The organism is Stenotrophomonas sp. YJH_SMC_27 (assembly GCF_059369815.1).
Genome location: NZ_JCAFTA010000005.1, coordinates 106,170 through 125,292, shown reverse-complemented (window position 1 = coordinate 125,292; position 19,123 = coordinate 106,170). Strand labels below are relative to the sequence as shown.

Below are 19,123 nucleotides of genomic sequence, written 5' to 3'. Positions count from 1 at the left end.
TCCACACCATTTGTTAATATTTCATTAGCATGCCGGCCGTTACGTAAGCTATTGATTTATATATTGAATGTAAAAGTGAACAACACCGTTCCGCAGCGCAACATTTTGAAACATTCCCAAACAAGCAGCCTTAGCTTTTGATTTAAAAGAACTTTTTCAGAGAAAGCCAGCCTGTTGTTGTGACTGGACTATTTTGTCTACGTGAACGCCGTGTTACGGTCCAGCTGAATGGATTGCAACTGAACAAATCATGAAAGCTGTCAGGGAGGACGTCAGCCAGCCGACAACGCTTATACGGGGATCCATCATGTCTTGCCATCGCTCCACGCCGCTGCGCCACCCACTGACCCTCGCCCTGCTTGGCACCCTGCTCGCCTCCGGTACCGCGCTGGCGCAAAGCGGCAACGCACCGACCCAGCTTGACCGCGTCACCGTCACCGGCTCGCTGATTCCACAGACCGAAATCGAGAACCACACGCCGGTCCTGACCGTCACCGCCGAGGACATCCAGACCCGCGGCTTCACCAGTGTGGCCGACGTACTGCAGCAGTCCTCACTGTCCACGGGCGGCCTCCAGGGCGGCCAGACCTCGGCCTCGTTCACCCAGGGCGCCGAAGCGGCCGGCATGTTCGGCCTCAGCCCGGGCTACACCAAGTACCTCATCAATGGCCGCCCGATGCTTTCGTATCCAGCGCTGTACAACGGCGGCGATACGTTCAACAACATCAGCGGCATTCCCATCGACATCGTGGAGCGCATCGAGATCCTGCCGGGTGGCCAGTCCTCCCTGTATGGCTCGGATGCGATTGCCGGCGTGGTCAACATCATCCTCAAGGAACGCATGGACGGCGGCGTTCTCAACGTCCGTGGCGGCGCCTACAGCGAAGGCGGTGGCAACAGTTTCCGCCTGAGCGGCGCACACGGGTTCAATGGCGTCGATGACCGCTTCCACGCGCTGGTCAACGTGCAGTACGAAAAGACCAGCCCGATCTGGGGTTACCAGCGCGACCTGACCAAGGTCAACAATCCAGACGGCTACAGCCCGCAGTACGTTTCCAACGATTTCCTGGTGCTGCTGCCGGCCGCCAACAACCGCTACGCCATGATGGACCCGAACCTCTGCGCCAACGTGGCGGGCCAGTTCGACGGTACCACCGTACTGGGCACCCGCCCGACCGGCCAGGCATGCGGCTCGGTGTACGGCACCGGCTACAAGACCATCAAGAACGGCAAGGAAAGCGCACAGATCTACAGCTCTGCCACCTTTGACCTCAATGACAACCTGCAGCTGTTTGGCGATGCGCTGTACAGCCTGGAAGAGGTCAAGTATGCGACCGGCTCCAACTACACCTGGTGGGGCACCTCGTCCGGCTGGGGTCGCTTCTACGACCAGGCCAGCGGCCAGTACATGAACCTGCAGCGCGTGTTCGCCCCGGAAGACATCGGCGGCGCCGGCTACCGCGACATCATGAACACCGACCGCAACAAGGCCTACCAGGTGACACTGGGCGGCCGCGGCACGGCCGGCAACTGGGACTACAGCGTCAGCTTCACCCGTGGCGAGTACAAGCTGACCGAGCGCAACTTCGTGCGCTGGAACGATCCGATCAACGACTACTTCGAGCAGCGTGTGCTGGGCCCGGTGCTGGGTACCACCAGCACTGGCTACAACATCTACAGCCCGAACTGGGAAGCGTTCTATGCGCCACTGCCGGCAGGTGATTTCCAGACGTTCACCGGCTACAGCTACAGCCAGAGCCGTACCTGGCAGAACCTGGCCCGGGCCCAGGTCACCAACGGGTCGCTGTTCAAGCTGCCCGGTGGCGACGCCGGCCTGGCGGTGGTGGTTGAGGGTGGCAGCGAAGGTTGGGACTACACTCCCGATCCGGGCCTGATGGATGGCAGCGTCTGGGGCACCACGGCGGTCTCCGGCGCCGGCCACCGCAGCAATTACGCCGTGACAGGCGAACTGCGCCTGCCGCTGCATGACATGCTGACCGTGACCGGATCCGGCCGCTACGACGCCTTCAAGATCGGCAGCAACACCGTCGACAAGTCCACCTACAGCATCGGCATCGAGTTCCGCCCGATCGAGAGCCTGCTGTTCCGTGGCAAGTACGGGACGGCCTTCCGCGCGCCGACCCTGTCCGATGCCTTCCAGGGCCGCAGTGGCTACTATGCCAACGGCTCCACCGACTACTACCGTTGCGGCCAGTTGGGGTATGCCCCGAGCAACACCGCTGGCTGCCCGTATGACAGCGTATCGGTGTTCGGTACGCGTTCGGGCAACCCGGACCTGGAGCCTATCACCGCCGACGTCTGGAACGCGGGCGTGGTGTGGGCTCCGATCAATAACCTCTCGCTGTCGGTTGACTACTACAACTGGAAAATCAAGAACGAGGTCGACACGCTCAGTTCGGACCAGTTGCTGCTGGCCGAGTACTACTGCCGTAACGACCAGGCCAACAACACCTCTGCAAGCTGCCAGAACGTCAACGACTGGATCACCCGTGATGCATCCGGCGTGCTGGACGAGATCTACACCCCGAAGATGAATGTTGCGCGCCAGAACCTGGAAGCTTTGACCGCCAGCTTCAAGTACGTGCACGACATGGGTCGCTTCGGTTCGTTGCAGTTCTCGGGCAACTACACCGACATGCTCAAGCGCGAGCTGCAGCCGCAGCCGGGCGATGAGTTCCTGGACCTGCTGCGTGACCCCTACGCGATGTGGGTGTACGACTCTTACGCAAAGGTGCGCGCGGACGGCTCGATCGGCTGGGCCAAGGACAAGTGGACCACTACCCTGTATGCCAACTACATCGGCAAGACGCCGAACTACATGGCATACCTGGGCAATGGCTACGACTATGTGCACAGCTCCGGCTACAAGGCGGGCAAGTGGGGCTCCTACACCACCTACAACCTGAGCGTGAACTATCGCGCGCTGGACAACCTGACCCTGTCGCTGATGGTCAACAACGTCTTCAACAGGATGCCGGACAACCAGCGCTTCAGCTTCGCCGGCACCAGTGGCCAGCCGTACAACAATTACCTGTACAACGCCTACGGGCGAGCCATCTACGTGCAGGCCAAGTACGAGTTCGGTGGCCGCTGATCCGCTGACGCCACTTGTGCTGCAGAAGGCCCCGCTCCGGCGGGGCCTTCTGCTTTGGAACGCAACCAGGGCCGGCCAGAGTTGTAGATTTCACGCCAAGTTGACGAACCGGGCGCCCTCGTTCATCTTCAGGTCATCTTCCAGTCAAACTGCCAAGGATGCCCTGTACATGAAAGCCACACGCCTCTTCGCCCATGTGGGCGCTGCTGCTACGCTGCTGGGCCTGGCCGTGGGCCAGGCGCTGGCTACACCGCTGCCGGTCGACGACTTCGCCAAGATTCCCGCCATCCAATCGGTCACCATGAGCCCCGATGGCAAACAGCTGGTTGCGATCATCGCTGCCCCGGGAAGCAACAACGGTGACACCGCGCTCGCCAACTGGAACCTGGACAATCTCGGCGCAGGCCCGGTGGCCATCACGCCCTCCGGCGACCGCATGAAGTTCATCGCCGCCAGCGCATTGAAGGCCGGCCGCAGCCTTGTCATCGGCCGCCAGGAACTTACCGCGCAGCTGGCCGGTTGTGGAGAAGGCAACTCGGTGGGAAACACCAAGACTTTCCTATCGAAGGCTTACCTGACCGACACTTCCCAGACCAAGTTCGACGAAGCATTCGCCGACAATTCACGCAAGCTTGGCATCAGCGAACAGACACAACGCTGCCTGGAACTGGCGGGAACTGCATCACTGGTTCACTCGCTCCCAATGGACCCTGACAAGGTCATCATTTCACAGATCAATCAGTCAACGTTCTCGGCAGGCTACTACCTGTTCAATCTCAAGACCGGACAGACCGAGCTGCTCTTCCGTGGCGACGCGCGCTCGACGCCCGGGTTGTTCCATCCCCGCAGCGGCGAACTCCTGACAAGGACCCAGATCGAACCGGCCGGGTCGAGCGAGTACGAACAGCAGATCCTGATCAAGGACAAGGCAAGCGGAAAGTTCGAGAAGCACGATGCGCTGACAACCAAGCTCAGCGAACGCTACACGATGGACGTGGCCGGCATCGATGACCAGACCGGCAAGCTCTACATCCTCACCGACAGATTTTCCGAGCAGGTGCAGGCCCGCCTGTACGACCCAGCAACCCGGACCTTCGACAAGGAGCCGCTGGCCGCCCACCCGCAGTATCCGATCAGCGGCCTCATCCTCGGCAGCAAACCCAGCAACTTCAATCAGGTTCTGGGCTTCTATGTGGATGGGCCGCGGCGCGAAGCGATCTATGTCGACCCGCAGATGAAGGCCCTCTTCGACGGCCTCAAACAGGCCTATCCGGGGAAGTACGTCGCCATCACCGGCTACAACGACGATCTCTCCCGCGTGCTCTTTACCACCAACAGTGCCGACACGCCGACGACCTATCACATACTCAGCGACCGCAAACAGGTGACCACCCTGGGCAGTGAGCGACCCTGGATCGATGGCAGGCAGATCGGCCAGCAACGCTGGGTCACCTATACCGCCCGCGACGGACGAAAGATTCCCGCCATCCTTGATCTGCCCGCGGGCTGGAAGGAAGGGGGAGAACCACTTCCAGCGCTCGTGCACCCGCACGGTGGCCCATGGGCTCGTGACTATGCCGGCTGGGATGCATCTGGCTGGGTGCCTTACTTCACCTCGCGTGGCTACGCTGTCATCCGCCCCCAGTATCGAGGCTCAACCGGCTTTGGACGCGACCACTGGCTCGCGGGTGACAGGCAGTGGGGGCTGACCATGCAGGACGACAATGACGATGCGGCTGCGTGGCTGGTGCAGCAGGGCATCGCCGCAAAGGACCGCCTGGCCATCTTCGGGTACTCCTATGGCGGCTTCGCAGCCGCTGCAGCCACGGTCCGCAGCCCCTCGCCTTTCCAGTGTGCCATTGCCGGAGCGCCCGTCACCGATCTCGGCAGAGTCGGCATGTCATGGAGCGAGAACCGCCTGCAGCGCATCCTGCAGGGGCAGACCGTCAAGGGAATGGACCCGATACAGAACACGGCCAAGGCGACCATCCCGGTACTGCTTTACGTCGGAGATCGTGACGTACGCACTCCGGCGTTCCACGCCCGATCGTTCTACAACGCAGTTCAAGGCAAGGTTCCGGCGAAGTTCGAGTTGATCGCCGACATGCCGCACAGCATGCCGTGGTACCCGAGCCACTACCGGGCCACGCTGCCGCTGATGGCCGACTTCCTGGCCAAGGACTGCGGCCCAGGCGGCCTGTAGGCCGCCCAGGGAGGCACCCTGCCGTCGTCCACGCAGCTGGGGAGCTCTGCAGCTCCCCACCGGTACATGAATACGCCTTTAGCAAAAGCGCGTTACATACGGGGAATGTTCATGTTGCATTTACTTTACGCCGTACATACACTCCGTTAACCGAAGCATAACAAGTGGGGATCCGACACAATGCGCAAGACCAACCGCCTTATTACGCCCAGCCGCCTGCCGCTCGCCCTGGCAGTGATTGCCTGCCTGCAGGCAGCCCCGGTGCTGGCCCAGGAATCCACCCGCGAGGAAGCAGCGGCGTCAAGTGCTTCGACGTCTGACAAGAAGGCCACTGATCTTGACAAGGTTACGGTCACCGGCTCCCTGATCCGTCGCGCGGACTATGAAACCACCTCGCCGGTGTTCACCATCGACACCGAGCGCAATGCCGCCCAGGGCCAGACCAGCGTCAGTGAATTCCTGCAGAAGTCGGCGATCGGCGCCGCCGAAACGCAGATCACCAATCAGTTCGGCGGCTTCACCACCAATGGTGGTACCGGCGTACAGACGTTCTCGCTACGCGGCCTGGGTGCCAATCGCACGCTTATCCTGCTTGATGGCCAGCGTCCGGGCCCGGCCGGTACCCGCGGCGCGGTCGGCGCGTTCGACCTGAACGTGCTGCCCACCGCCGTCCTGCAGCGTGCCGAGATCGTGAAGGACGGTTCGTCCTCCATCTATGGCTCCGATGCCGTCGCCGGCGTGGTCAATCTGATCACCAAGAAGAACTTCGACCGTCCCGAGCTGACCGTCAGCGGTCGCGTTCCGACCGAAGGCGGCGGTGAAGTATTCTCGGCGTCGCTGGCCAACGGCTGGAACTTCGACAATGGCAGCATCGTCGCCGCCGTGGAATGGTACCGCCAGAACGAACTGACCCGCGGTGACCGCGATTTCTTCAAGTGCGCCGAAGATATCGTCTGGGACGACAAGGGCAACCGCATCGACCGCGTCGACCGCTCCATCCTGGCCGGCACCAACCTGGCCAACTGCCAGAACATGCTGCACAACGTCATCGACGTCGGTTCCGTCCGTTACGTGCCGAGCACCGATGGCAGCACGGTTGGCCCGTTCCCGGGCTATCGTCCGCGCGCCAACCAGACCTATGCCAACGGCAACCCCGTGGCGACGTATCAGGAGCCGTACAACTTCCAGGCTTACGGCCAAGCCCAGATCATCAACCGCCAAGAGCGCAAGACGGTCTACTTTGCCACTGACTTCGGCTTTGATTCGTTCAACTGGAAGACCCAGTTCCTCTACAACAACCGCACCACGGACAACTTCTCGTGGCGCCAGTTCTTCCCGACAGTGCTGATCCCCGGCACCACCACCCGCGCTCAGCCGGTGCTGCCGTTCAAGTCTGCTTCCGAGACCGAAGTTGATTACTACTACTTCGCCAACAAGTTCGATGGCGGCTTCGGCAGCAGCACCTGGGGCTGGGAAGTCAATGCCAACTACAGCCACTCCAGTGGCAAGTACAGCAACCTTGGCATCCGCAACTCGATCAGCGGCGACATCGGCCGTCCGGGTACCGGCACTGCAGCTGCGAACTACTTCGACCCGGGCTATCTGAATGGCTCGAAGGTCGACGAGCTGGTCTCGATCCTCGGCGTCTGGGCCAAGGGCAAGACCACCTACGATCAGACCACGGTCAACGCCGTGTTCAGCGGTGAGCTGTTCGATCTTCCGGCCGGTGCCGTGGCTTCCGCAGTCGGTGTGGAGTACCGCAACTACAAGATCGACGACCAGCCGGGTGCCGATTTTGCCGACATCTGGGGTTCGACCACCGCCGGTCGCACCAAGGGCGACGAGAAGGTGAAGGAAGCGTTCGTCGAACTGGATGTGCCGGTCTTCAAGGGAGTTCCGGGCATCGAGTCGCTGTCGCTGAACGGCTCGGCCCGCGTCTTCAAGTACGACACGGTGTCCGGTTCGGACAAGGTGTGGAAGTTCGGTGTCAACTGGCAGATCATCCCGTCGCTGCGCCTGCGCGGCACCATCGGTACCTCCTACCGTGCACCGGGCCTGTATGAGCTGTACCTTGGCAATCAGACCGGCTTCCAGGCGCAGACCGCGATCGATCCCTGCATCCGCTGGGCTGAAGGCAACAACAGCAACGCTGCTGCCAACTGCGCCGCTGCCGGTATCCCGGGCGACTACACCGCCGCAGGCAACAGCAGCGCCACCGTCTTCACTCGTGGCGGCGCTGGCGGCGACCTGAAGCCGGAGACCTCGCGTGCACGCAGCATCGGCCTGGTGTTCACCCCGGAATTTGCTGACCTGAGCGTTGCGATCGACTACTTCGACTACGAAGTCAGCGACCAGATCACCGCGCTGAGTGCAGCGTCCATCCTGGAAGGCTGCTACGAGTCGACCACCTATCCGAACCGCTACTGCGACCTGATGCGTCGTAATCCGAATTCGGGTACCAACGCGAACATGATCACCGAGGTGTATGCGCAGTACCTGAACATCAACCGCCAGCGCACCCGCGGCTGGGATCTGACCCTGAACTGGGAACACGAGTTCAGCTTCGGCAAGTTCTCGCTGGACTCGCAGGTCACCTACACGGTTGAAGACACCGCCGAGCTGTTCGACAGCGCAGCGGCCAGCGGCCTGTCCTCGTCGGACCAGCTGGGTGATTTCGGTCGCCCGGACCTGGTCGGCAACCTGGGCCTGAGCCTGGAGCGTGGCGACTGGACCTACAACTGGATGACCCAGTACATCGCGTCGACCAAGGACCCGGACCTGCTGGAGACGTTCACCTATCAGGGCCGTCCGAATTCCTACCGCGACATCACCGCTGGCAGCCGCTGGTATCACACCGCCTCGGTGAGCTACGAGCAGGCCGATTGGCAGATTCTGGTGGGCGTCTCCAACGTGTTCGATGCCAAGCCGCCGCTGATCTCCAGCAGCGTCTACTCTTCGCGCTACGGCAACACCCACCCGTTCGCCACCCAGTACGACTACTACGGTCGCACCCCGTTCGTGCGCCTGAAGTACAAGTTCTGATCCACCGCTGACCGCAACACCCGACAGACCCGGCTTTTGCCGGGTCTGTCTTTTCCGGGCCACCAAGCGGCCCCCTTGCACCCGGCCATGACCTTCGACACCCTTGCAGGTCTGGCCGGCGGCGTATCGTTCGGCCCACGGCCGTCCCACGGCCTTTCCCTGACTCACTCGGCCTGGAGGCCATCAAAGTGACCCGTACTCCCAAGATCGTGCTGCTGACCCTGGCCGTTTCGGCCGCGCTGGTCGGCTGCGGCAAGACTGAAACCCCGGCCAAGGACGCCACCGCCTCCACGCCGGCCGCGGCCGAAGCCACCAACTACACGCTGGACGAAAGCAAGCTGCCGGCCTACAACGCTTTCCAGCCCAGCGATCTGGATACCACCAAGGACGCCTGCGGCGCCTTCGGCGACTATGTGAACAGCAAGTGGCTGGCCGCCAATGAAATTCCGGGCGACCGCACCAGCTGGGGTGCGTTCACCATCCTCGACGAGCGCTCGGTGGCCGTGCAGCACCAGCTGGCCGAACAGGTGGCGCAGGTCAAGAATCCGAACCACATCGAGAAAATCGTCGGCGACCTGTGGGCCACCGGCATGGACGAGGCCAAGATCAATGCCCAGGGCATCGAGCCGCTGAAGGCCGACCTGGCCGCCATCGACGGCCTGCAGGACAAGGCGGCCATCGCCGATTACCTGCGCACCAGCGCGGCCAGGGGCGACAACGTCCTGTTCGGCTTCGGTGCCGAAGCCGACTTCAAGAACTCGGCCGTGAACATGGCCTACGCCAGCCAGGGCGGCCTGGGCCTGCCGGACAGCACCTATTACACCGACGCCAAGAATGCCGACAAGCTGAAGGCCTACCAGGCGCACGTCGCCAAGGTGCTGGAGCTGTCCGGTGTCGCCGCTGCCGACGCCGCCAAGCAGGCCGAGGACGTGGTCAAGTTCGAGACCCGCCTGGCCAAGGCCTCCAAGTCGCGCGTGGAGCTGTCGCGCAACGTCGAGCTGTACTACAACCCGGTCACCCTGGCCGATGCCGACAAGCTGACCCCGAACTTCAGCTGGACCGAGTTCTTCAAATCGCAGGGCGTGGCCGCGCCGGAGAAGTTCTCGCTGGCCATGCCGGCCTTCCATGAGGAAGTGAGCAAGGCGCTGGGCGATACCGACCCGTCGGTGTGGCGCGCCTACCTGCGCTTCCACACCGTGGACAGCGCCTCGCCGTACCTGGCCGATGCCTTCGTGCAGGAAAACTACGAGTTCTACGGCAAGACCCTCAACGGCCAGAAGGAACAGAAGCCGCGCTGGAAGCGCGTGCTGGGCACCATCGAAAACGATGCGGGTGAAGCCTTCGGCCAGCTGTACGTGAAGGTTGCCTTCTCGCCGGAAGCCAAGGCGAAGATGGAAGAACTGGTGAAGAACCTGGCCGCCGCGCTGAAGGAGCGCATCCAGGGCTTGAGCTGGATGAGCGAGGAGACCAAGGCCAAGGCCATCGCCAAGTGGGAAACCTTCACCCCGAAGATCGGCTACCCGGACAAGTGGCGTGACTGGTCGGGCCTGCAGACCCAGCGCGACAGCTTCCTGGGCAACGTGCGCGCGGCCAACGAGTTCAACTACAAGTTCAACCTGTCCAAGATCGGCAAGCCGGTGGACAAGACCGAGTGGGGCATGACCCCGCAGACGGTCAATGCCTACTACAACCCGCTGCAGAACGAGATCGTGTTCCCGGCCGCCATCCTGCAGCCGCCGTTCTTCGACCCGAAGGCCGACGACGCATTGAACTACGGCGGCATCGGCGCGGTGATCGGCCACGAAATGACCCATGGTTACGACGACCAGGGCGCGCGCTTCGGGCCGACCGGCAACATGGAAGACTGGTGGACCGCCGCTGACAAGAAGAACTTCGAAGGCCTGACCGGCAAGCTGGTCAAGCAGTTCGACCAGTACAAGGTCGACGGCCAGGCGGTGAACGGCCACCTGACCCTGGGTGAGAACATCGCCGACCTGGGCGGCCTTGCTACCGCCTACGATGCCCTGCAGAAGGCCAGCGCCGGCAAGGAAGACCCGAAGGTGGACGGCTTCACCCGCGACCAGCGCTTCTTCTTCAACTGGGCCACCGTGTGGCGCACCAAGTACACCCCGGAGAACGCCAAGGTCCGCCTGGCGACCGACCCGCACGCCCCGGCACAGTTCCGCGCCATGGGTGCACCGTCGAACCTGCCGACCTTCGCGGCCGCGTTCCAGTGCAAGGCCGGTTCGCCGATGGCCCGCACCGGCGAGCAGCAGGTGGTGATCTGGTAAGTCCTGGCTGACGCTGTTGCAGACCTGCAAAGGCCCGGGAATTCCCGGGCCTTTGTTTTTCCGGGGTGTCTTTCATCCACGCATGGCGTGGATCTACTGATCCCGGCGCTCCCCGGTAGCTGCCGACCTTGGTCGGCGAATGCACCGCGACGCGTGCATCCCGCGCCCATGCCTGGCTTGCTATAGTGCGCGCGCCCTCAATCCATCACGGATTCGTTCCACATGCCCAACTTCCGTCCGCTTGCCATCGCCCTGGGCATCTGCCTGGCGACCCTGGTCCCGACTCACGATGCGTTCGCCGCCAAGAAGAAGGCCGCACGCGCTCCGGCCGTCAGCGCCCAGTGCAGCGACTTCTACGACGCCACCAATGCAGGCTGGCTGAAGGCCAACCCGGTGCCGCAGACCGGCGCCGTCACCGCGCTGGGACAGCTGGTTGACCGCAGCCGCCAGCAGCAGCGTGAACTGCTCGACGCCGCGATGAAGTCGCCGCAGGGCAATGTGCAGAAGCTGCTGGGCGACTTCTGGGCCAGTGGCCTGGACGAAGCCGCCGTGGAAGCAGACGGCTCCAATCCGATTGCGCCGCTGCTGACCCGCATCAACGCCATCAAGAAGGCCAAGGATGTGCCGGCCTCGATCGCCGCGCTGCACCAGGTCGGCATCCCGGTGGCCTTCAACTTCGGCCCGGACGTCGACCTGAAGGCGCTGGATCGTCACATCGGCTACTTCATGCAGGGCGGCATGGGCCTGCCGGATCCGGCGTTCTATACCCGCACCGACGCCGACACCGTGGCGCTGATGGGCCGCTACCGCAACTACGTCAAGCAGATCCTGGCGCTGACCGGTACCCCGGCCGCCAAGCTGGATGCCGAGTCGCAGGCGGTGATCGCGCTGGAAACCGAACTGGCACGCAATGCGCAGTCGCTGGCCGGCATCAACAACCCGTTCAACAACTACGCGCCCATCTCCACCAAGGAGCTCAACAGCCGCTACCGCAACCTGCAGCTGGATGCCTTCCTGAAGGCACAGGGCGTGGACGATGACCTGGTCTCGCTGGCCGACCCGGGCCTGTTCAAGCAGCTCGATGGCATGGTCACCAAGCTCAAGCCGGAGCAGTGGAAGGCGTACCTGCGCTGGCGCGTGGGCGACTCGATGGCGCCGTACCTGTCCAAGGCCTACCGCGACGCCGAGTTCGAATTCCGTGGCCGTGTGCTGCGTGGCCAGACCCTGCCGCCGCAGCGCTGGGAATCCGTGCTGGATGCAATCAATGTGGCCGCCGGCCCGATGGTCGGCCGCGAGTACGCCGCCCGCTACCTGTCGGCCGAAGATCGTCGCCAGGCCGCATGGATCGTCGACAAGGTGCGCGAAGTACAGATCGAGGCGGTAAAGAACAGCAGCTGGATGAGTGCCGAAGCCAAGACCGAAGCGCAGGCCAAGCTGGCTGCGCTGAAGATCGAGATCGGCACTCCACTGCGCGACCTGGACTACAGCGTGCAGCCGATGGGCCGCGGCTCGTTCGGTGGCAATATGCTGATCGCGTCGACCTGGCGCCATCGCGAGGAAATGAAGCGCATCGGCAAGGGCAACGCCGACCGTCGCTGGGACGTGCTGCCGCAGCAGCCGTCGCTGGCCTATGACCTGGCGCAGAACCGCCTGATCGTCACCGCCGCGATCCTGCAGGGCCCGGTGTTCAACGCCAAGGCCGACGCCGCCGACAAGTTCGGCAGCTTCGGTGGTCTGGTCGGCCATGAACTGACCCGTGCGATCGATGCCAAGGGCGCGCTGGTCGATGCCAAGGGTGAGCTGCGCAGCTGGTGGACTCCGGCCGACAAGACCGCCTGGACCCTGCTCGGCAATCGCGTGGCAGCGCAGTACAGCGCCTACGACTTCCCGGGCGTGAAGGGTGCCAAGGTCAACGGCACGCTCACCCAGGAAGAGAACCTGGCCGACATCGCCGGCCTGGAACTGGCCTGGGCCGCATACACCGCGCAGGAGCCGAAGGCCAAGCCGGCACAGCAGCAGGGCTTCTTCCGCGCCTGGTCGACGTTGTGGGCGCAGCAGCTGTCGCCGAACGAGGCCGCGCGCCGCCTGACCGCCGACATCCGCGCGCCGGGCCTGTGGCGCAGCAACGGCACGCTGGCGAACCTGCCGGCGTTCGGTGCTACCTTCAGTTGCAAGGCCGGGCAGCCGATGCAGCGCAGCGAAGCCGACCAGATCAAGGTCTGGCGCTGAGGTCTGATGGTTTGTTATTGATGAAAGGGCGCCTCCGGCGCCCTTTCTTTTGCGGAAACGGAGGGAAAAAGGCCCTGACGGATCAGGGCCAAACCAACCCTTGCGGCGAGAGAGAACCGCTGTTCGCGCAGGTCAGAAGTCGTATGAGGCGCTCAGGCGCACTGTCCGCGGTGGTGTGAAGTAGCTGCCCATACCGTAGATGTTGGAGACCGTGTCGGGTCCGGTCTGGTACTTGGCAGTGGACTGCAGCTGGCGCCGCTGGTTGAGCACGTTGAAGATGTTCAGTCCCAGGCCAAGCCGGTTGTCAGCAAACCCGGGGCGATACATCACGCCCATGTCCAGCTGCGCCGTCCACGGCTGCCGGCCCGCGTCGCCGGGACGCGAAGGCTTGCCATTGCAGTAGTGGTAGGCCGAGCCGTAGCCATTGAGTGGATCGGTCTGATCACTGCCGTAGTAGCCCAGACAGCTTTTCGGCATGCCCGACATCACCCGAACCGTGGCAGAGGCTGTCCATTCGTCATCGATCTGGTAGGCACCGAACGCCTTGAACTGGTGCCGGCGATCATTGGCGAGGTAGCCGCCGGCGTACTCCATCAACGCCGCCGCATCCCAGTCTTGGGTCTTGGACACATCGCTCTGGCCGATATCCGATCTCACCTGCCCTTCGGTGTTGCCGAAGCTACGCGACCAGGTGTAGTCCAGGCGGCCGGACCAGCCGTCGGACATCGGACGTTCGATGAACAGATCCAGTGCCACGTACTGGCGCTTCGCCTTCTTGCCGTCGTAGCCCCAGTCTGTCGAACTCATGCTGACCGGCGTGTAGCCGGAGCCATCACGGTGCCGTAGCTGGAAAGTGTTGGTGGCACCCGGATTGAAGATCACGCAACCGGGCAGATCGAAAGTGTCGGCATCCAGACCCATGCCTGCAAGTCTGTCGACGAAGCGGTCTGAATCGCAGGTATCGTCAATGGCCGACTGCAGCTTGCGGTAGGTGACCTTGGCACCGCTGTTCCAACGGCTGCCCAGGGTTTTCTCGAAGCCCAGGATCAGCTCGTCCTGGTACTGCGACTTCAGGTCGGTCGGCGCGACGGCCAGCGGATCGGGCGCCTGCCCGTACTCGCCGTTGGCCGACACCGGACCCGGCCCCAGTGGTGTGAGGCCGGTCGGGTTGCCGTTGGCGTCGATGCCGGTATAGGCGAAGTATTCGCGCGTGTAGGTCGATGCGGAGGCGCCGCGGATAGCCACGCTGTTGGGCAGCGCCAGGTAGTAGCGGCCCAGGTTGGCAAACAGCTTCAACGAAGCATCGCCGAATACATCCCAGCTGGCGCCCAGGCGTGGCGCCCACTGGTCGCCGCTCTCCACGTAGGCGCGGCCGTCGCTGTTGAAGTTGGTGAAGCGGTCGTTGCGAAGGCCAAGCGTCAGCAGCCAATCGGGTGTCAGCTGCCAGCGGTCTTCCAGGTAGTAGGCCCGCTGCTTCACCGACATGCTGGTGGTAGTGGAGAAAATGTACTTCTGCACGAAATAGCCCTCGCCCCCCGGCGGGGCGATGCCGAAGCCCGGGCTGGGCGATGCGCCCGGATTGCCACGCGAATAGATCCAGGCATGACCGGGGCCTGTCATGGACTGCCCTTCGTTGTTGGCCCGGTAGGTCATGTTGTCGACGCCGGCAGTCAACTCGTGGTTGCCGATGCGGTATTGCAGGTCCATGCGCAGCCCGTGGGTCGTGCTGCCCGCATCAGGTGCCTTGCTGTAGAGATCGGGCTGATCGTTGCGGATCGGCGTGCCACCGTTCAACGAGGGATCCTGGTTGCCGGCACCACTGATATAGGGGTTGCCCGAGTCCAGCGGATTGAATTCAAGGTTGCTGGTACGCGCGCGCCCCCACACGGCACTGAAAGTCAATGCATCGTTGAGGTAACCGGTGTACTTGAAGATATCGACGTCGGTACTGGACTTGACCAGGTTGGGGAACGTACCGGTGCGATCCCCCTCGGACAGTGTCTTGTAGTCGAACTCCCGGTAGTAGCCAGCGGTACGATCTGTGTCCTGGAAGCGGGTGTACTCCAGCGTATTGCCGTCGTTGATGTTCCAATCGATCTTGCCGTAGAACTTCGGCGTGTCAACGCGGTAGTGGTTGCGCACCTGCTGCGCGGCGGCTTCGTTGGCGGTTGCAACGCCTTCGCGACGGTTCGATTCGGCAGCAAGGTGGATGAACAGCCTGTCTTCGATCAACGGGCCACTGGCATAGCCGCTGTAGGTCGTCGTGGTTGCCTTGTCACCGCGCCGGTAGCGGTACAACGTGCCCGGCTTGGACGGATTCTCGAAGGCATATCCTTCAGGAAGGGTCATGTCCGGGTAGTTCACCGATGCCGGAGACTCGGCCAGCCCGGCCGGCGACCAGGTGACCTGCGCACCGAACCGCCACGCGTTGGTGCCACGCTTGCCTACCTGATTGATGACACCACCGGTGGAACGGCCATACGCCGCGCCGTAGCCGCCGGTGAAAGTTTCCTGCTGGTCGATGGAGCCGTACGGCAGGCTGATGCCGCCCAGATAGTTGAGCGGGTTGGTGACGTTGAAGCCGTTGAGGTAGTACGCATTCTCGGTGACGCTGGCGCCGCCAAACGACAGCACCGAGCGCGAGCCATTGCTGAAGGAGCCACTACCAGCGACCACGCCCGGCGCCAGCAGCGCGATGGATTCAGCGCTTCGCCCCAGCGGCAACACATCCAGCTGCTCGGAGGTGATGACCGACTTAGAGACGGTGTGGGTCACATCGATCTTCGGCATGTGGGCGACCGTGACATTGACCGCATCAAGCGTGGTCGCCGGGCCTTGTGCGGCGAAGCTCACTTCGGTACCGCTGCCCACGCGCAGCTGCACATCATCGCGCTGTTCGATGATGCGCCCGTCGCGCTGCAGGCTGATGCTGTAGCGCCCCACCGGCAACGCACCGAAGCTGTAGTGCCCCTGGGCGTCGATGACTGCCCTGCGCTTGAGGCCACTGTCGCTCTGCGCAACGACGGTCGCGCCTTCGGAGCCGCTAGCATTGCCGTACAGCGTGCCGGTCGTGCTCTGCGCGGCAACGCTGCCAACGATGGAAAACAATATTGCCGAAAGTGCGCTGCGCTTTAGCACGCGATGTATGGATGCAACTGCCATGAATTCCTCTCCGTTGATGGAACTACCGGGGAGTTATAGGCACGGGTCTGCCGCGCAAGGCAGTGCTGCAACCGGCGATGAATCGGGTGGAATACGCCACGATGCAAGCCTCGACGCGGCCCATGGTTCAATCCATGCACTTGAAAAGCCTGGATATTCAGTGGACCAAGCAACGACAGGTACGGATGCACGACGCACGCCACGACAGACAACATACGTCACGCCAGAGTGCTGACGCACAACATGCAGCGTCCAAAGCGACAGCATGTCGTTCCGATTCCGACACACCCACTGCAGACATGCTCGCCTGCGTCACCCGTCACGCAGGCTGCAGCGTGCCCCGGTAAGGCACGATGCACCTGACCAGCGGCGCGCCGATTTTCTACATCGAACACGAACTGCCCGTCCACGTCGTACTCGAAGCTGATGTCGCCAGGCAGCAGTGCGCGTGGCAGCGCGATGCCCAGCAGCGGCCAGCATCGTGGCATCAACTGCAGGCGCCCCCACCCACCACCAGCGCAAGGCCGACCGAGACCGCGCCGAAACGCTCGACCAGCGGCGCGTCACCACGACCACGGCCCTTGGTCTGCAGGGTCGGGCCGCTCGGCCTGCAGCGCCGGCGCCAGAGTACGCCAGGCCACCAACAGCTCCAGCTCCGGCAGGTCCGTCAGCAGGTGGATCAGCCGCCCACCAAGCACCCCAATCCATCCAGGATCAGGGGCTGCACGCTTCGTCCTTCGTGCTGCCGTTGACGGGAACTGCTTTCCCCTGCGCTGCAGCACGATGCCGCATTAACACCAGGCGTGCTATCGCTGCGCCTTCGTCCGCTGCGGAGCCCGACCATGGCACACAAGAACACCATCTGCGTGTGGTACGACAAGGAAGCGCTGGAGGCCGCCACCTTCTATGCCAACACCTTTCCCGACAGCGCGGTGACCGCTGTCCACCACGCCCCGGGCGACTACCCGGACGGCAAGGAGGGCAACATACTGACCGTTGAATTCACCGTCTGCGGTATTCCCTGCGTCGGCCTCAACGGCGGCACCGCGTTCAAGCACAGCGAAGCATTTTCTTTCCAGATCCAGACCGAGGACCAAGCCGAGACCGACCGCCTGTGGAACGCGATCGTCGGCAACGGTGGACAGGAGAGCCAGTGCGGTTGGTGCAAGGACCGATGGGGCGTTTCCTGGCAGATCAGCCCACGCATGCTGATCGAAGCGGTGACCAGCCAGGACAAGGCACTGGCCAAGCGCGCCTTCAACGCGATGATGCCGATGAAGAAGATCGACATCGCCACCATCGAAGCGGCAATCAAAAAAGGGGACGGAGGGGATTAAGTCGTTATTCCCCATTGTCTGTGACCCAATGCGAATTGCGACTTAATTCCCTCCGTCCCCTTTTCCCGAGGTGCTGATGTCCTGGGATGCGATCATCATCGGTGGTGGCCACAACGGCCTGGTCTGCGCGGCCTATCTGGCGAAGACCGGGAAGAAAGTGCTGGTCCTTGAACGGCGCGGTGTGCTCGGCGGCGCTGCGGTCACCGAGGAGTTCCATCCCGGCTTCCGCAACTCTGTGGCGTCGTACACGGTATCGCTGTTGCAACCGAAGGTGATCGACGACCTGCAACTGCATGCGCATGGGCTGCGCATTGTCGCGCGCCCGGTCAACAACTTCCTGCCATTGCCCGACGACCGCTACCTGTTGTCGGCACCTGGCCGCGCCCAGGCCGAAGTCGCGAAATTCTCCGAACGCGATGCGCAGGCGCTGCCAGCGTATGAAGCACGCCTGGGGATCTTCGCCGACGTACTGCGCGCATGGGCCCTGCGCGCGCCGCCGGACCTGGGTGTAGCAGGCGGTTGGCGTGCGCTGCCCGCGCTCTGGCAGATGGGCCGCCTCGGCCGCGAACTGGCAACGCTGGATGCTTCGCTACGCCAGGAACTGCTGGACCTGTTCACGCTGTCGGCGGCCGAGTACCTGGACCGCTGGTTCGAGAGCGAGCCGATCAAGGCCCTGTTCGGCTTTGATGGCATTGTCGGCAACTATGCAAGCCCGTATACACCGGGCAGCGCCTACGTACTGCTGCACCATGTGTTCGGCCAGTGCAATGGCGTGAAAGGTGCGTGGGGCCATGCGATCGGCGGGATGGGCGCAATCAGCCAGGCCATCGCCGCCGCTGCACGCGCGGCTGGCGCGGAACTGCACGTGGACGCCGGCGTGCGACGCGTACTGGTTGAACACGGCAGTGCCGTGGGAGTGGAACTGGCCAACGGTGAAATCCTGCGTGCACGCGCGGTGATCGCCAACGTCAACCCGAAGCTGTTGTACGAGCAGATGCTGGCCCCGGCACAGGTACCAGACGCGACCCGCGAACGCATGGCGAACTGGCGCTGCGGTTCCGGCACGTTCCGGATGAACGTGGCGCTGTCGCGGCTGCCGGACTTCCGCGCCCTGCCCGGGCCAGGCGATCACCTCAGCGCCGGCATCATCATGGCGCCCAGCCTGGAGTACATGGACCGCGCCTGGCTGGATGCGCGACGCGACGGCTGGTCGCGCGAACCGATTGTGGAGATGCTGATTCCCAGCACGCTGGACGCTTCGCTGGCGCCGCCCGGCCGGCATGTGGCCAGTCTGTTCTGCCAGCACGTGGCACCGGTGCTGTCCGATGGACGTCACTGGGATGATCACCGTGACACGGTGGCCGATCTGATGATCGCGACCGTCGACCGGTATGCACCGGGCTTCGCCGACAGCGTGCTTGGCCGACAGGTGCTGTCACCGCTGGATCTGGAGCGCACCTTCGGCTTGATCGGCGGCGACATCTTTCACGGAGCGCTCAGTGCCAACCAGTTGTTCTCGGCACGGCCGATGGTTGGCCAGGCTGGCTATCGTGGCGCCCTGCCCGGCCTGTATCTGTGCGGGTCGGGAACACATCCCGGGGGCGGCGTGACCGGTGCGCCGGGGCACAACGCGGCACAGGTAGTGCTGCAGGATCTCTAGAGCCGTGCCGACCAACGGTCGGCACCTACCGCGTCAGATGATCCTGGCCAAGGTGTGCCAACCGAGGTTGGCACCTACCCGCGT

At 63.3% G+C, this 19,123-nt stretch carries 8 protein-coding genes; 7 read left to right on the top strand and 1 reads right to left on the bottom strand.

Annotation, left to right across the window (positions count from 1 at the left end; genetic code table 11):
* The first annotated feature begins 307 nt into the window (after positions 1-307).
* From AC5P7R_RS09840 to AC5P7R_RS09820, 5 genes are all read left to right on the top strand, one after another.
* Positions 308-3,115 carry a TonB-dependent receptor domain-containing protein gene (locus tag AC5P7R_RS09840; RefSeq protein ID WP_058981090.1) on the top strand — a complete coding sequence of 936 codons (2,808 nt, stop codon included), beginning with the start codon at positions 308-310 and terminating at the stop codon, positions 3,113-3,115.
* A gap of 169 nt (positions 3,116-3,284) precedes the next feature.
* Positions 3,285-5,318, top strand: a complete 2,034-nt coding sequence (locus AC5P7R_RS09835; RefSeq protein WP_134734790.1) for an alpha/beta hydrolase family protein — start codon at positions 3,285-3,287, stop codon at positions 5,316-5,318.
* 180 nt (positions 5,319-5,498) lie between these two features.
* The gene (locus AC5P7R_RS09830; RefSeq protein WP_019660622.1) at positions 5,499-8,360 is read left to right on the top strand and encodes a TonB-dependent receptor domain-containing protein; all 2,862 of its coding nucleotides are present in this window, start codon (positions 5,499-5,501) and stop codon (positions 8,358-8,360) included.
* A gap of 188 nt (positions 8,361-8,548) precedes the next feature.
* The gene (locus AC5P7R_RS09825; protein ID WP_019660623.1) at positions 8,549-10,651 is read left to right on the top strand and encodes a M13 family metallopeptidase; all 2,103 of its coding nucleotides are present in this window, start codon (positions 8,549-8,551) and stop codon (positions 10,649-10,651) included.
* Positions 10,652-10,873: 222 nt separating this feature from the next.
* A complete protein-coding gene (locus AC5P7R_RS09820) occupies positions 10,874-12,880 on the top strand; it encodes a M13 family metallopeptidase (protein WP_111102211.1) in 2,007 nt (668 codons plus the stop codon).
* A 132-nt stretch (positions 12,881-13,012) separates the two neighbouring features.
* On the opposite strand, the gene AC5P7R_RS09815 is transcribed toward AC5P7R_RS09820, so the two are convergent.
* On the bottom strand, positions 13,013-16,042 hold the full coding sequence (locus AC5P7R_RS09815; RefSeq protein WP_227854017.1) for a TonB-dependent receptor: 3,030 nt from the start codon (positions 16,040-16,042) through the stop codon (positions 13,013-13,015).
* A gap of 842 nt (positions 16,043-16,884) precedes the next feature.
* On the opposite strand from AC5P7R_RS09815, the gene AC5P7R_RS09810 reads away from it, so the two are divergent.
* Together AC5P7R_RS09810 and AC5P7R_RS09805 are read left to right on the top strand one after the other, a co-directional pair.
* The gene (locus AC5P7R_RS09810; protein WP_021203393.1) at positions 16,885-17,379 is read left to right on the top strand and encodes a VOC family protein; all 495 of its coding nucleotides are present in this window, start codon (positions 16,885-16,887) and stop codon (positions 17,377-17,379) included.
* Positions 17,380-17,455: 76 nt separating this feature from the next.
* Positions 17,456-19,039, top strand: coding sequence for a phytoene desaturase family protein (locus tag AC5P7R_RS09805; RefSeq protein ID WP_134729847.1), 1,584 nt, complete (start codon positions 17,456-17,458; stop codon positions 19,037-19,039).
* Positions 19,040-19,123 lie beyond the last annotated feature (84 nt).